The following is a 15,055-nucleotide window of genomic DNA, read 5'->3' as shown; positions in this document are numbered from 1 at the left end:
AGCCTTTTAAAAAAAGAGATAGGCTAGAGAAACGAATAGGATCAACGTTTGATCACTCGCGAAGACTTGAAATTTACCCAGGAATTATTAATTATCCCAGATGTCTGGAAACCATCTTATCTGATTTTACCCTTGTTTAATATTAATCAGGGTTTTGCATAGCGAACGGTACTACACTAATACTAGGAAAATTCGCTAAACCAATCAAGGTTAATACTCCACCCTGATCATCACTACCAGCAGGATTCCAGCGGTTCTTCAATACCAAACCCCGGCAGCTTACATTGAACCATCTTTTATTGTCTCTTTCAATTCTGGTCCTGCCGCCACCCATTCTTCAAAAGCCTTGATTGCATCACTAGCCATCATTCGCTCAAAGCTGATATCCTGCTCCTCTATCTTTTTCCCTAACTGTTCAATTATGAATTCATCACCAAATCCTGCCCATTCAGCATCCCGCTTGGTATTCCCATAATACACCTGAGAGATATTTGACCAGTAAATTGCACTCAGGCACATTGGACAGGGTTCAGCACTTGTATACATGATACATCCACTTAAATCAGCCTTACCAATTTTTTTTGAAGCAGATCGGATGGCATTGATTTCAGCATGAGCAGTAGGGTCGCAGTCCCGGGTAACGGTATTTTGCTCCGCACTCAATATTTTCCCATCTCTGACGATGACGCAACCAAATGGGCCGCCATCCAGGGTTTTGAGATTTTTCTGGGATAACGAAATCGCCTTTTGCATAAATTTCTGATGTGTTTCCATATCCAATCAACAGATAGAAAAGCAAGAAGTTTCTAAAACAATGATCAGGCTTTAAAAGACTTGGGCACATATTTATTTTTCTCAGAAATATAACCTACTATTTTATGTCTCATCTCATCGAGATATTTCGTGTAGCTTACATTCTTCCTTCTGCCTATCGAAATAAATTTCCGGTATGCCACTCCCAGATCAACATTCAGGCTCTGCTCTAGCCAATGTACCACCTCTGCAATCTCCAGCTTCCCATTGTTTAGTGAACCAGAGAGGAAAATTCCATAAGCAAGCTCCACCAGCTTAATTTTTTCATCAGTCCACTTAAGCTTTCCTCTTAACAGAAGCGCATCAGGAATAACCGGCTCAGCACGAACGTAAATCAGCCTGATTCTTTCCAAGATGTATCCCTGTAATTTCTCCAGTGCCCGGAATTTAGCGAAATTATAATCGTGATTCGTGGAGAAACCGTCATCACAGACCCCGATTACGCCGATTCCCGCCACGTCAGGCAGCAGCGAATCCAGGTTACGGCGAAGAAAAAAAATATCATCCATAGCCTCTTCTTCCCTGGAATAATAACTATATAAAAAACTATGTAGCGAATAAAAGCGCTTTATAAAGCTGAGCTCGGAGATATAATAATCCCGGATCATATCATCTGTGCCAACGGGAACACCTGAAATCAGGTTAAAAAGTTCCACTTCATAGATATAAAGCATATAGAACCTGGGCTTCACAAACTTAAAAAACATCACTTCATCCAAGTCAGTTAAAAAACCCGACCGGACAACATGCGCTTTCAATTCTTTTAATGCGCCTGAAATAGCCGCAAGGCGGCGTGGGTAAAACTCAGTGTTGCTCCCCAGTTCAAGTAATTCACTTTCAAGCTTATCATATAATCCATCAACAAATTTAGTATCCATAAACAAAAAATAAAGAATGTTAAAGAATCAGCCACTGCTTCTGATGATAAATCCATCATACAGAGATGATCATCAAATGAATAAGTGATTATTGATATATTTATAGCAAAATACGCGGCCAGGCGTTACAACGTTAGTCCTTCCCTAGCATTACCAGAAAATCCTGCTGGGGCGATGGTAATCTTTCCCGAGCTGATATCTGCAACCAGCTTCTCATTATAATCCTTGAACCCTGCATAAATCCAGGAGCTGTCCCTGCTGATATCCAGATCGGATATAAATGCTTTGGTCGCCGCCCTCCCCGCCCGATCATGATGAAAGTATAGTTCAATATTATCATACTTAATAGCTCTGGCTTTTGCCGTCTGCAACATAGAGAGAGAATTAAGCACCAGAATAGCCGCAGGATCCTTCGGATGCCATACCCTCCAGCTCAAAAAATCGAAATATTCTTCGAATACGCAGAGCCTTTTCGCTGAACCTTCAAGAAAGCTCATGCCTTTATGGCCCAGGCAACCCTTGAACTTTTTATTCCTCACCTCCCATCCCCCGTTTTCGTTAGGCCAGCCAGGTGCAAAATATCGCCGGAGCTTATTTCGGTCATCCAAAGCATAATAATAAACCTCATACAGATGGCCCTTCGCTACCGAGCCAATCCCCCTGCTATCTAAATATTCATTTATTGCAGCATTACTCCCCAGTTCATCAACCCTTTCGAATTCATAACGCTGAAACCGAACCGGTCTTTCCTTTTTCACTTCACCGGAGGGCACGCTTTTTAAGCAATCAATGTCGACTTGGCCATACTCCACAATCTTGTGCAACACTTCTTCAAGACCAGAGGGATACCAGTAGGCCAGCGCAAAATCAATTACACTTCCGCTCCTAATCCCTGAAACCCCTGCTCCACCATGGTCACACCAGACACCAAATTTTTCGTAAACACATAGCGAGGCTGTATATTCCTCCCTTAGCATACTCCGGAAAAAATGTTCGCTATTAGCTACTTTCTGTGGAGAATAACCCAGATTCCTTAGAAAATCAATTAGCGATACCTTCTCCTTGATCTCATTAACATTTAAAAAACCAGACATAATATTTAATTTAATCATTCAAAAATCTGAGTAGAAAAAATTAACTTTCCAATATATGCACCGATGACCAGTTAATAAGGGCCGATGAGGCGGAACAATCCAGCAAGTCACATATTGCTGTGAAGTGAACATTTCGAAAAATTATGCAGTAAAATTATCACATCCGCTGTTTTGGAACTTGCCAAATCCTTACTGATGATCATCCGCCAACTGTTGCACGCTGCAAAAGAAATATAAAATCATTGTGATACAAGCCAGAGCGTGTGGCTGAAATGTTTTGAATGATTTTGACCACATTTGATTCAAGCCAGGGTTAAATGGTTAGCACTTTACTTTGATCTTAGCGCGGGAAATCTAAGTTCAACAAAAAGATTTCTACCTCTATGTTCATATCTCAACTGTCCTTTTTCTTTAAATCGCCCTTTGAGGTATGCATCAAGACTGGCGAATTCAGTTTTTAATTCGCCAGAGAGAAAATGAGCTTTTAGGTTTTCAAAAATGATAGACAGCATTTGATCAGTTTCCTTTACTGAAAGCGTCGGCACCAGCTTTTCACCTGTAAATTCGCAGTTTTTAAGCAGCGTGATAAATAATGGCATAATTAGCGATTTTGGAATGATGTAGTCTGTACTTGGCCGACTTATTTTTAAGTAAATGGGTTGACTCGCAATTATATTTTTAAGTTCAAGTCTGATATTTAACTGGTCTAATTCATCTGATAAGCGCAGAGATGTTGCAGAGGATTTTCTCGAAGTCGTGTAACGTAGAACCTCAACAAATTGATTGATCACTTGCCGACCAATTTGATCTGTTTTGATTAGTCGGCTACTGATAAAACTCATCATACTAAAAAAAAAGTGATAGTCAATGTGATCGTTTAACATTGTCCCTTTATGCCGGTCCAGTAAGCTCTGGGTAATTTGATCCTCGAGCATTTTATTGTATTGTGACTGAATAAACAACAGCTTGTTTTGCTTTTCCTTTTCAAACCTTAATAAGTTATATATCCCGATGGCAGGAAAGGCGAAAGCAGCCGAACGATAAAAATACCCGGTAATACTTTGCATACTTAACAGTTGCTGACCGATTTCACGGCCAGTTCCCAGCATCAAAAGCATATCTACCACCAGTTTCATTGCGACGAATATTGATGCAACAAGTAATATCAGCGCTGCTGAAATGGCAATACTTTTAGGATTTGACCAGGACAGTCTGGGGAAGGTTATCTTATAAAGCACATAAAACAGCACAATATTCACTGTGAAGTGTAAAAGAGAACTCATGATTTGGGGCATCACACCTACATAGCCCCAGGCGAGTAAATATTCAAAAGTAAAATATCCAGCCCATAATGCAATGTGCCATATCACATTATACGCTGGTCCGGGATTTTTTTCCATATACACAATATTGGTATTTCACCCCCCAAAAAAGGGCTTATACAATTAAACAAAGCATTAAATAACGATGAATCACATGTTTACTGCATGAAACAAAAGATCATCACAAAGCTTAATGCAAGAACAGTTTTTGTATTTAGACAAAGGGGTAACATGAATGTAAAGACAACTGACCCTACGACAGTATTTACCACATTGCTGACCCATGTTTAGCAGGACTTTAAAAATCAACCGAGCTTGCCCAATAGGCGATCTGATAGATAGGCATGGAAAATTTCCGCATAATCGGCGCCGATGGACATCTTCTTTTTCATCGGCCCCATAATTACCTTTCCCGCGCTGAGGGTAACAATGTGCTTTAAGTTAATAATGCAACTCCTGCTAATCCGCATGAATCTGCTATCCTGCTGGAGATATTGATCGATAGCGTTTAGCGTCACATTCATCTCATATATTGTTTCTTCCGTATATATTTTAGTATAGTTCGTACCCGTCAGTGGTTCAAACATAACAATATCCGCTCTGCGGACCCGCGCTGAGATTCCTTTGATCTCTGTAGGGATGAAAAGGTCATCATCGATCTCGCTATTCGATTGCAGGGGCTGAGCTGACCTGGAAATCAATTTAGAAATACATTCCACGAAAGCCAGCTTACTGACCGGTTTTAATAAATAATCATCCGGACTCGCCGAGAAAGATTTCAGCGCATATTGCTCGAATGCTGTGATAAAGACCAGATGCCTGGTATTTGCTCTTATAAGTTTCGCGAGATTTATTCCGTCCAGTTCCGGCATCTCAACATCCATAAATACGATATCAATGTTGTGGTGTTTTTTAATGCCAGCAAGCGCTTTAAGTGAAGAAGAGTAAGTCTTCAATAAGATTAAATCCGGATGGGCACGTATTAATTTTTGTATTACTGACAACTCATGAGTTTGATCATCGACAGCAACACATTTAAGTTTTGTGGTCATAATGAACAATAGTTTTTCAGCAAAATTAGCAATTACAGGAATATTTGCGCCTACTTTATCACACAAAAATTAAGATCTTTGGTCTTTGAACAAATTCCATCCTTAAATATTCTGCTTCCATCATGATAATATGGCTTTATACCACTTTTATCTTTTGCTGAGAAAAAAGATGTTAAAATTCCGCAGCTGAGGTAAACTCACTTAAAGATGTTTTTATCCATTGTATTTGAATTCTTCAAAATCCGGAAGTCTATAATACCATTTACCTGAGATTTTGGCGGACTGAATGGTTTTAGACCTTCTAAGCCTGAAAAGTGTGGCTGTACTAATATTTAGTAGACGTTTGATATCTGCACTATCGTACCAATTGGTTATCAGGCTTTTCCGATAGATATCAAATGAATTGAGTTTCAAAAGGATATGCTGCTGGACTCTCATCAGCTCGTCAATTCTTTTAATGATGTCTTCATTCATAGGAAAATGCATTAGGTGAGCATAGATAAAATTACATGGGTTAAAATAGTTTGCAGATGAATAAATAAAAAGTTGATTACCTAAATTATTGCGAAAATGAGTTTTGAAATTTTTAAAGATTATCTAGCCAGCCATGTTCCATTAGATGAAAATCTGTTGGCTGAACTACAACTTAGGACAAAGGAATTTACAATCAGTAAAGGTAATTTCCTGCTTTTACCAGGAGAGGTGAACAGATATACCTATTTTATCGCCTCTGGGTTCTTCAGAAGTTTTACACATGAAGAAGGCTTTGACAGGACGCTGGGCTTTTTTGGTTCCGGAGAATTATGCTGTTTAACAACCAGTTACCTCAAACAACAAAAAAGTAAACAGGGCATTCTATGCGAACAAGAGGGAACAGTTTACAGGGTGAGCTATTATGACTGGAGAGCATTGGAAGATATATCGGCAGAATTTTTACGACTAACCAAAAAAATATTAACAGATGAACTACTAAAACTCATTGATTATAATGAGTTAATCAGAACCTCATCTACCACAGAACAATATTTATCGCTAAAGAAACATCATCCAAATCTTTCCATGCTGGTCAGCCAGAAAAGTATTGCCTCTTATTTGGGTATTTCAGAATCTACAATGAGCGGGATTATCAAATCATTACTTTTTAGTTCAAAGAAATAAGCTTGCTGTTTCTTTAAAATTTGAACTGCTGTTTTCCCTCGCAGCAGCAAACTTTGTATAGACAATCAGTTAATATATGTCTATAGTTACAAAAACTGCACGCCTGGAAAGGCTGCTCTCACTCATTAGGCGAGGGATGGTCAGTACTTCGGTTAAAACCGGGGAACTGATGGCCTGCAGTGACCGCACTATAAAATCTGATATTGCCCGGTTACGAAAAAGTGGATTTGATATTCGTTACAATCGGGGTATGAGAAAATATAATATCATTGAAGACTAATCAAATTAAGCAATACCGGCTCGGTGACCTTCCTGGGAAATACCAGAAACAGGATTGGCGAGGTCCCCGAGACTGAGCCTGCAGATGATTGATAAAGCCCGAGGTGCTGGAAAGGAAAAGGCCGGGCATCTGGTAAAGGGAACGTGGAGACAACCATAAAGTGCAAAAAAACGGGAAGGGCAGTTCAAAGGTTGCACCGCTTTTTTAAAAGAAAAATAAATCAGGCTAAAGAAATGAAAATTTTAGACACAGCAAAGATGACACAGGTAGCAAGGATCATTTCCATCGTGGCCACACCTACCTATATGGTGGTGCTGCTTACCGGATTTATCGTTTGTTTTATCATTGTGCTGATCCGGATTGATATCCATCTGTGCAAACTAGCCTTGACTGATTGCAATACCGAAAAGAGGGTTATTCATAAATTCATTCACAACCGTAAACATGGCCTATTCAAGGTTATCCCGGATGATGCCGGCAACATTATCCGGGAAATGGAAACCTTGGTCATTATGTTATGAAATAGTTTCCGGCGAGGTCCGCCAAAGGACAACCTTAAATAAATAAAAAACAAAAGTTTTTGGAACACTTTTTTGATTCTATAAAAAGTCAAAACATATGAACAGATCGTTCAATTTTAGAAACATTGCTGTAGCAGCAATACTTTCCCTTGCAGGTGTGATTGGCTTAAGTGCCTTTACTCAACCTGAAAACCTAAAAACCGTAGAAGAAAAAAGAGCTAAACAATGGTTCGTGTATACAGGAAGCGACATAGCTGGTGAAAGCAATCAGCTGAATTACACCGAATATACCGCTGGTGGAGAGCCTGAGGATTGTGGTGGTGGTGAAATGCGTTGCGCCATTTATGCAGAGCCGGTAACCGTTTCAGGCACCGTAAGACCTGATCTATCTCAGATTGATGCATCCCAAACCAAGCGTCAACTGCAACCTTAATTTTCAAGTAATCAAATCGTTGGCGCCCAATCACGCCAGCGGTTTGATTTTTTGCAACAGTTTTCGCCTGGAAATTCATGTAAACTAATCATATCCATCTTCTAGGCTCAGTTCTGGGGAATCCCGCTCAGCTCGATTACACTATTTGGTATTGCCAGCGCATACCTTCGGTCATCGGGCAGCAATTCAAAAATATTCCCATTGAGATTTCGCTTGAGGGTTTTCCTAAACCGGCTTTCTTTATTAAGCCTTTTCAGATCTGCCCATCTTAAACCTCTAAAAAGCAATTCCTTCCTTCTTTCAGTGAGTACAAGACCCAGTACATCTGCTGTATTGGTAATAGAGTATGGAACAAATTTGCCAGTGGCGTACCTTTTTAAAAGCAGGACGTTCAAGTCTTCCAGTGCTTCTGCACCAGATCCTTTCCTGGCCTTACTTTCTGCGCGTATCAGCAGCATTTCATCTGTTGCAATCCCGTTGAAAAGGTTGTTGGCAGCATAATAACTTCCCTTGAAACCAAATCCTCCGCCCGTAGCTGCCGTGAAAGCCTTGAAATATAATTTCTTTCGAAGATCATTTTCTGAATAGGAACGGTAAAGCGTACTGTCAATCCGGCCATTGACAGAGTTGGTCTGTGGGATAATGGCAGTGCTGAACACAATTTCAGCATTAAAGCGGGGCAATGGAAAAGCGGCAGTGCTATTTAAAATGTTATAATCAATCAGTGTATTTTTTAATTGAAGGCACGAATCTGCGTAGCGTCCTGCATTCTCATAATCCTGCATCACCAGGTAGGTCCTGGCCAGTAAACCAAATGCGGCAGGACGAGAAGGACGCATCACATGTTGCGGAGTAACAGGAAGTAGCGTTGCAGCCATTTTCAGATCCGCTATAACCTGGTCATAACATTGGCGGATACTGGATCGTACGGAGACTTCATTAAAATCTGATCCTAACCGCAGCGGGATTCCTAAAGTATTAGTTGCCAAGTTATGATCATAGGGCAATGCCCATACCTGCAGCGCTTCAAGAAAAGACCTAGAACGATATAAAAGTGCCGACCCCTTAATCTGATCATACTCACTAGCATTGGAGGGAATCCTTTCTAGTTTCTCTAAACCCTCCAGCACCACATTGGCCTTATAGACCGGAATGTAAGTGGAAGCCCATTCTCCCGGAGTTATATTATCGTTGAACACATCCCTTTCCCATATATAAAGATTTTTTCTGGATACTGAGGTAAGGGAATTCCAGACATTATCAGGAAGATAATAGTCATCAGAGCAGACCTCAAGAGCGGGCGCAGAAATGTTGTTCATATCATCGGCATAGTCCAAGAGTGCCTGCAGATCTGCTATAGTTTTAGGGATCTGAATGGATTTTTCCGGTTTTGCATCCAGGTATTTTTTGCAGCTGCCAAATAGGAGCAATATTGCCACAAGGTGAAAAAACGTTAAAATTCTAGCGTAGTTTTCGGTTGGTTTTAATCTTTTTCTCATCGTCTTTATTTTAAAATTGAGCCCTTAATCCAAATGAAATCATTTTTGGCGGGCTGATGTCATAAGGGTAGTCTGGGTCGATGCCGTCTTTATTGGCGGCCCAAAGCATTCCAAGATTTGAAGCATTCGCTGTTATGCTAAGATCCCTGATCGGTAGTTTTTTTAACTTTATACCAGGAACACTGTAAGCTATAGATACATATTGAAGCCTCAAATGATCGGCACGCCTTACCAGCGTTTCTGATCCGGCATAAAAAGCGTCCCGGTTTGGATCAGCCGGGTATACAAGGGAAGGGATGGTGGTGAAAAGTTCATCACCTTCTTTTTGCCATCGGCTCATATAGTCCGCATGCTGTACCCAGCCCGCAAACAGTGAACTGTATGATACTGAGTTCTTCCGGAAATAATAGCGGAGTTTATAGGTGATGTTAACGGAGAGTTCAAAATTTTTATAGTTTAGCGTATTTCTGATTGCACCGGAGACAACCGGTGTTGATGGGCCATTATAGACAAGGTCCGCAACCTGGGTTCCACTACCTGTAATCGCTGTGTAATCAGTGCTGACCTTATCCCCAATGTATCCCAGTGGATTTCCATTTGCCGGATCAAGGCCGGCTGCTCTATAACTAAAGATAGAATATACCGGGTATCCCGCTACCGGGGTAATGAGGTTACCCTGAGGCGTAATGTAATTAGATCCCTGATAAGTGCTCAGGTAATAATTCCGGACCCGGTTTTTATTGTAAGCCAGTAATAATGTACTTCTCCATTTTATCTTGGCGTCTATATTTAATGTATTCAATGTCAGATCGACCCCCTTACCACTCATGGCAGCGACATTTTTACGCACAGTAGTGACCTTCAGCCCGGTTGTGATATCAATTAAAGCATCGCCCAAAAGATCTGTTCCTCTTTTTTGATAGTAATCCAGGCTTCCGGAAATCCTGCCGCCGGAAGTCGCAAAATCGATTCCGATATTAAACATGCCGGTTTTTTCCCATCTTAGATCTGGATTTGCAAATTTGTTGATCACTGCCTGGGTAAACCCAGTGAGCGAATTTGGACTTCCTGTGTAGCTCATCGTCGTAAGGGCAGAGAGCGAATTATCAACATTCCCACTGGTTCCATAAGTGGCTCTGACCTTGAAGTAGGAAAAGGTCGAAGGCGGAAAAAATGCTTCCTTTGTCAGGTCCCAGGCTAACCCTGCTGACCAAAAAGGTCTTCCCTTTTGGTTCGTTTTTACTGCAAAAATATTGGACTGGTCCTTTCTGATACTTCCGGAGAAACTGTACCTGCCTAAATAGATATATGCCCCACTGGCATAATAGGCTATAGATCGGTTATCTGTTCCGAAAAAGGTATTGTTGTTGCCGATAGTTGCCGTCCCTCCATAAAATAACGGATAACTGTTGACCGGATCGACAAGTCCTGTTGCCACGCCAAGTTCATAATTATAACCAAAGGTACGGTAAGCATTACCATTAGTCCGGCTCTGGCCTACCTCAGCACCTATTACTCCGCTGATGCTGTGATCGCTCCATGATTTATCAACATCGACTTGCGTCCTGAGATTCTGAGAGGATAGATCAATCTTATTGAGGTCTAAAATGGAACCTCTAGGAATGATGTACTTCGCGACACCAGTCACCTGATTGAGTTGGGTAAATTGATTAATCATGTTTCTGGTGAAAAAACTTCCTTCCGTATTAAGCGTTTTCCCCTCTGTGATTTGTTTTTCAAACTGATATCTCGCGCCAGCTTTCAGCCATGGTAGAATCCGGTACTCCAGATTAACATTCGCCAGAAAATCCTGTGATTTTCTCGAACTCTCTGCGTTTTTATAGTCCTCCAGTGGGTAATACCTCCAGTCCAGCAGTTTTCCACCGCCAGCTGTAGCAACATAACTTTCACGATAGATCTTGGGGATCGCAAGAGAATTACCTTCCCTGTCAGCAAGCAATGCATAAGGGTATAGCCCTTGAGATACTCCTGATCTGATCGAAGACGGATCCGGTTTTCCGGACAAGTTTGTGGTTGCGGTATACAATAGACCCGTTCTCAGGGAGAGCCTGTCGCTCAGATTAAAGGCGTTTTGGGCTTTGATTGATAACCTGTCGTTTGTGACAGACAGTTGGTTCTTTCCCTTATCGTATCCCGCTGAATAAAAATAGGTATTTTTTTCACTGCCGCCGTTGATGCTAAGCGCGTACTGCTGATTGTAACCTTTGGAATATAAGTAGCGTTCGATATCCCCTCTTAAATCATTTCCTTTCAGATCTTCAATTTGTTTATCAATCTGGACCTGTTCTTCGGTTGTTGCGGCAGATCGTTTCCTGAGCAGTTCCACTACCGGTGATACTACAGGATAATTACTAGTGTTCTCCAGCAGGGATTGGTAATAGCCTTTTGAGTATAGAAACTTTTCAAGATCAATATAATCGGCAGCGGATATAAAATTTTGGTTTTTGTAAATATCCGGCCTAGATGTTATGCTCAAATTGCTGTTCAGCGAGATGGACATTTCCTGATTTTTGCGTCCCGCTTTCGAGGTGATCACGATAACACCATTACCAGCCCTTGCCCCCCAAATAGAAGATGCAGCTGCATCTTTTAAGACCGTAATGCTCTCGATGTCGTTTGGATTGATGTTGCTGATTTCACCTGCGTATGGGAAGTTATCCAATATGATAAGGGGAGATTTTGAGGCGTTGATACTGCTGATTCCTCTTACCGTTAACCCCGGACGCTGACCATCTCTATCAAATGACACTGCCGGAGTCATGCCTTCCAATCTGTTCAAGATGTTTGGACCAAATTGTGCATTCAGCTGTTTGTTATCAACCAGGTCGACGGAGCCGGTCACCCGTTCCCTTGCTTTTCGTTCATATCCGGTGGAAATTTCGACTGAGCCAAGATCAAGTGAATCTACTTCGAGGACTATTGATGTTACCGTGCTTTTGCTTAGGTCAAAAGGAATCAATTTTGTCTTGAACCCAACAAAGGATGCTTTCAACTCTCCTATTTCCGTAGTGGTAGAAATAGAGAATTTTCCATCGCTATTAGTATTAGTCGATTTTTTACCTATAGTGAGTATGGCTCCGGATATAGGGTTGCGGTCATTGGAAGAGATAACAGTTCCAGAAAGAAGTCGTTCTCTTTGCTGTGCTAGCGTTTTAAAAGGACAGCAAAAGTAGGTTAAAATGAATAGCGTAGCCGAAAAACCGACACGCATGCAATGGTTATATATTAATTCTTTCATTCTTTATTAAGATTAGAGCGTGGAGCAAAGTCATCCTTGAGCGGAAAATTAATCGGATTTCCTTTAACTATTTTCTGAATATTTTTGATTGTGGCTCCATTAATTCCAGTTATCGCCCTAACAATCCCTTTACTGTCGATAAAGATTTGATGTGATATGCTTCTGTGAGGAAAATGGCTGTTGAGAATGGAGTCGTTGAGTATAAAGGGCAATTTTATTCCCTTGGCATAATCGTTATTTTTCAGGAATTTGCTTAGTATTTCGTTAGTGTTTTTTGTGACAAGTACTACCTGTGCTTTATCTCCGAACATTTTTCCTATTGAATCGAGTTCAGGTAATGACCTTATGCATGGACCACACCATGTGCTCCAGAAGTCCAATATCAAAAGTTTTCCTTTGTATTGTTCAAGACTATGATTAACAATCTTTCCCTCCTTGTAAACAGTATTGTTCGAGTTCCACAGGCTACCTGGAACAGTATCTCCAATGGAAAGGACTTGCTTTTGTGCAATTTGTCCGCTTGAGTCTAATGCCAGGAAAAGACATATGTTGAAAAAAAGAAAAGTTTTGGCAAGATTTTTTAAAATAAGTAGCCTGAATTTATACATCACTTGCAACAGTAACTGCATGAGTGTCCCTGGACGGTCATTGTTTTTGAGATTTAAATAAAAACAATTTATAAGTAAAAGGCATGGCACAGCCATCACGGCTATAATTATTGGTTTTTCCATGAGTTTGTTTGATTAGTTGAAGGAACTTTTAGATTTATTCATAGAAAACCAAGGCAGGTTATCATTAAAGAACCTATTTCTATTTAACCATTCAGTTTACCTGCCTTGATTTTGATAGGTTATACCGGGTTCTTAGGCTTTAAAGCATAAAGCCTATCGAAGGGATAGTGGTTGCTTAAGCTCATGTTATCTAAAATTGAATTATATGGTGTGCTGAAAATTCAGGCAAAAACCAACCCTTCCCCCATAAAATCATGCGGATACGGTAAATCGTATTTGTTATTAGGAAAAAGATACTTACCTTGGGATTGCGAAAAACCATGTACTGCACCTTTGCCTGAACAGCAATAAAGGGCTGGTACCAAGCTGAATTAACCCGCCGGGACTTTGTGTGCTCTCTTCACACTAGCCTCTGCTCATTTGGGCTATATTTTGACTTGGAATTCTGGCACGTATTACGATGGAGAACAGATGACGTTCTTTAATAATAGTTGTAGGGAATAATTACCAATCACTTCATCGAAGTGAATCATTTTGATGACGGTTAATTTTTTCGTTTTCATAAAGGGTTAATTTTTATGTAAAACGATGCAGGCTCAGTAAAAGCATATAGGCAACCAGATTGGTTAAAAACCAATAAGGCGAACTTCAAAGCTTTTGGTAGAGGTACCGTCAAGAACCGCTCAGACAAAGATCTGAGTTCGCAAAAGACTAACATGAAGTCCGCCCTATTGAATAAGATATCACGAAGATAGCAAAACTCAATAGATACGGCGAACTCACGATCGACTCATGCGAAAATTGACGGTTTTCTACCACGAGAGACATCGTTAAAGCCGGGTTATATCCCAACTCTATTTGTCGCTATAAATAACTGATAACGAAGATAAGTATAATTTATTTATTAACCAACATGTTGGTTAATTTTTTTTAAAATTATGGAGAAAAAAGTAATCTCTGAAATAGATTACCTATTAATAGAAGAAGTTAAAGCATTAAGAGTAAAAATGGGTATCTCAAAAGCGCTACTTAGTTCAAAACTAAAACTGGCTGGAAGTTTTGTTGGTAAGGTTGAAGACCTTAGCCAAAGAGATAAATATAGCATTAGACACCTTCCTCTTTTAGTGAAAGCTCTAAACCTAAAATCAATAGGCCACCTTTTTCCAAAGATACCTAGCAATAATATGATTGAAATAACTTACGAAAAAGTTCCGAAGCTAAATAAAGACGGAAGTGAGAGTAAGCAGTTTGAGGAAAAAATCATTCAGATAGTGCCAGTAAATTAAAACCTAGCGTAATATGAATTATTGGTGGGTAAATCACAAGCAAACTTATCAGACGGAAGTTGGTAGTGGACATTTCTGGTCTCCAATCAAAAATAAGAACAGTAACACTAACAAAAGTTATACAAATCAACCTAAACCTAAATTTGCTGTAATATTTTCGTTTACACAAACGGCAATAACAAAGTGGTCTATATTATTCGTCAGCTTTGTTTTTTAATATTCATTCTGATCTGATCAACTCAAAAGTTTTTTTGAGATAATTCCTGTTTCTGAAAAGTTAGACATCAGTATAACAACTATATATTAAATAAGAAACTCAATTCTTTTCGGTAACTACTAAAACACTGGTTAGTGACCAATTCCAAAAAGGTGCTATACACGAAACGGAAACAATAAACTCTATATATGAGTTCGATTCTCGTCGGTACTGGTGATATGAAAGTTATGAAGCTCTTTAGGTAGATTGCTGGCAATGTAACAGGAAATCGGTTGTAATTTCTCTTGTCAACCTTAGATCATTTCTGATGTATTTGATCCAAGTAACAATCAGATTAAGAAAATTTTAAAATATGGTATCACAACTGACCGACATTGATGTCGGTCAGTTCGATCAAGATTGGGATTTCGCTTGTTGAAAGGCAAATGATTAGATTCTGATCCGATTATGATCCGATCCTTTTAAAAAGACAGCATTTGATTATGTGAAAATATACTGCTAATATTGACAAA

General features: G+C 40.0%; 13 protein-coding genes. 4 read left to right on the top strand and 9 right to left on the bottom strand.

Annotated elements, in window-relative coordinates; all coding sequences use genetic code 11:
- Positions 1-279 precede the first annotated feature (279 nt).
- From R2Q70_RS06480 to R2Q70_RS06455, 6 genes are all read right to left on the bottom strand, one after another.
- Positions 280-774 carry a nucleoside deaminase gene (locus tag R2Q70_RS06480; protein WP_316806826.1) on the bottom strand — a complete coding sequence of 165 codons (495 nt, stop codon included), beginning with the start codon at positions 772-774 and terminating at the stop codon, positions 280-282.
- Between the two features lie 44 nt (positions 775-818).
- Entirely contained in the window at positions 819-1,691 is an 873-nt protein-coding gene (locus R2Q70_RS06475) for an RteC domain-containing protein (RefSeq protein WP_316806825.1), read from the bottom strand.
- Between the two features lie 125 nt (positions 1,692-1,816).
- Positions 1,817-2,785, bottom strand: a complete 969-nt coding sequence (locus R2Q70_RS06470) for a toprim domain-containing protein (protein WP_316806824.1) — start codon at positions 2,783-2,785, stop codon at positions 1,817-1,819.
- Positions 2,786-3,114: 329 nt separating this feature from the next.
- The gene (locus R2Q70_RS06465) at positions 3,115-4,185 is read right to left on the bottom strand and encodes a histidine kinase (protein WP_316806823.1); all 1,071 of its coding nucleotides are present in this window, start codon (positions 4,183-4,185) and stop codon (positions 3,115-3,117) included.
- Positions 4,186-4,412: 227 nt separating this feature from the next.
- Complete coding sequence (locus tag R2Q70_RS06460) at positions 4,413-5,225, bottom strand: LytTR family DNA-binding domain-containing protein (protein WP_316806822.1); 813 nt, start codon at positions 5,223-5,225, stop codon at positions 4,413-4,415.
- Between the two features lie 147 nt (positions 5,226-5,372).
- A complete protein-coding gene (locus R2Q70_RS06455; RefSeq protein ID WP_168187519.1) occupies positions 5,373-5,633 on the bottom strand; it encodes a helix-turn-helix domain-containing protein in 261 nt (86 codons plus the stop codon).
- A gap of 96 nt (positions 5,634-5,729) precedes the next feature.
- On the opposite strand from R2Q70_RS06455, the gene R2Q70_RS06450 reads away from it, so the two are divergent.
- From R2Q70_RS06450 to R2Q70_RS06440, 3 genes are all read left to right on the top strand, one after another.
- Positions 5,730-6,317 (top strand): hypothetical protein, encoded by a 588-nt coding sequence (locus R2Q70_RS06450; protein ID WP_316806821.1) that lies wholly within the window; start codon positions 5,730-5,732, stop codon positions 6,315-6,317.
- Between the two features lie 513 nt (positions 6,318-6,830).
- Positions 6,831-7,118 (top strand): hypothetical protein, encoded by a 288-nt coding sequence (locus R2Q70_RS06445; RefSeq protein ID WP_316806820.1) that lies wholly within the window; start codon positions 6,831-6,833, stop codon positions 7,116-7,118.
- Positions 7,119-7,215: 97 nt separating this feature from the next.
- Positions 7,216-7,551, top strand: a complete 336-nt coding sequence (locus R2Q70_RS06440) for a hypothetical protein (protein WP_316806819.1) — start codon at positions 7,216-7,218, stop codon at positions 7,549-7,551.
- Positions 7,552-7,658: 107 nt separating this feature from the next.
- Here R2Q70_RS06440 and R2Q70_RS06435 read toward each other — a convergent pair whose 3' ends face one another.
- Genes R2Q70_RS06435 through R2Q70_RS06425 form a run of 3 tightly spaced genes read right to left on the bottom strand, consistent with a single transcriptional unit; the run spans position 7,659 to position 13,040 of the window.
- Positions 7,659-9,050 (bottom strand): RagB/SusD family nutrient uptake outer membrane protein, encoded by a 1,392-nt coding sequence (locus tag R2Q70_RS06435; protein ID WP_316806818.1) that lies wholly within the window; start codon positions 9,048-9,050, stop codon positions 7,659-7,661.
- Between the two features lie 10 nt (positions 9,051-9,060).
- Positions 9,061-12,282 carry a SusC/RagA family TonB-linked outer membrane protein gene (locus R2Q70_RS06430; RefSeq protein WP_316807322.1) on the bottom strand — a complete coding sequence of 1,074 codons (3,222 nt, stop codon included), beginning with the start codon at positions 12,280-12,282 and terminating at the stop codon, positions 9,061-9,063.
- Positions 12,283-12,305: 23 nt separating this feature from the next.
- Entirely contained in the window at positions 12,306-13,040 is a 735-nt protein-coding gene (locus tag R2Q70_RS06425) for a TlpA disulfide reductase family protein (RefSeq protein WP_316806817.1), read from the bottom strand.
- Positions 13,041-13,978: 938 nt separating this feature from the next.
- Here R2Q70_RS06425 and R2Q70_RS06420 point away from each other — a divergent pair.
- A complete protein-coding gene (locus tag R2Q70_RS06420; RefSeq protein ID WP_316806816.1) occupies positions 13,979-14,326 on the top strand; it encodes an XRE family transcriptional regulator in 348 nt (115 codons plus the stop codon).
- Positions 14,327-15,055: the final 729 nt, after the last annotated feature.

It is taken from the genome of Pedobacter agri (assembly GCF_032678665.1).
Classification (GTDB): domain Bacteria; phylum Bacteroidota; class Bacteroidia; order Sphingobacteriales; family Sphingobacteriaceae; genus Pedobacter; species Pedobacter agri_A.
The sequence above is the reverse complement of the archived record's forward strand: the minus strand, read 5'-3'. Positions and strand labels throughout refer to the sequence as shown.

Coding starts and splice junctions, on each gene's coding strand:
- R2Q70_RS06450 (WP_316806821.1), top strand. CDS start 5,730: ATGAGTTTTGAAATTTTTAAAGATTATCTAGCCAGCCATGTTCCATTA.
- R2Q70_RS06480 (WP_316806826.1), bottom strand. CDS start 774: ATGGAAACACATCAGAAATTTATGCAAAAGGCGATTTCGTTATCCCAG.
- R2Q70_RS06475 (WP_316806825.1), bottom strand. CDS start 1,691: ATGGATACTAAATTTGTTGATGGATTATATGATAAGCTTGAAAGTGAA.
- R2Q70_RS06465 (WP_316806823.1), bottom strand. CDS start 4,185: ATGGAAAAAAATCCCGGACCAGCGTATAATGTGATATGGCACATTGCA.
- R2Q70_RS06455 (WP_168187519.1), bottom strand. CDS start 5,633: ATGAATGAAGACATCATTAAAAGAATTGACGAGCTGATGAGAGTCCAG.
- R2Q70_RS06425 (WP_316806817.1), bottom strand. CDS start 13,040: ATGGAAAAACCAATAATTATAGCCGTGATGGCTGTGCCATGCCTTTTA.
- R2Q70_RS06430 (WP_316807322.1), bottom strand. CDS start 12,282: ATGCGTGTCGGTTTTTCGGCTACGCTATTCATTTTAACCTACTTTTGC.
- R2Q70_RS06440 (WP_316806819.1), top strand. CDS start 7,216: ATGAACAGATCGTTCAATTTTAGAAACATTGCTGTAGCAGCAATACTT.
- R2Q70_RS06420 (WP_316806816.1), top strand. CDS start 13,979: ATGGAGAAAAAAGTAATCTCTGAAATAGATTACCTATTAATAGAAGAA.
- R2Q70_RS06435 (WP_316806818.1), bottom strand. CDS start 9,050: ATGAGAAAAAGATTAAAACCAACCGAAAACTACGCTAGAATTTTAACG.
- R2Q70_RS06445 (WP_316806820.1), top strand. CDS start 6,831: ATGAAAATTTTAGACACAGCAAAGATGACACAGGTAGCAAGGATCATT.
- R2Q70_RS06470 (WP_316806824.1), bottom strand. CDS start 2,785: ATGTCTGGTTTTTTAAATGTTAATGAGATCAAGGAGAAGGTATCGCTA.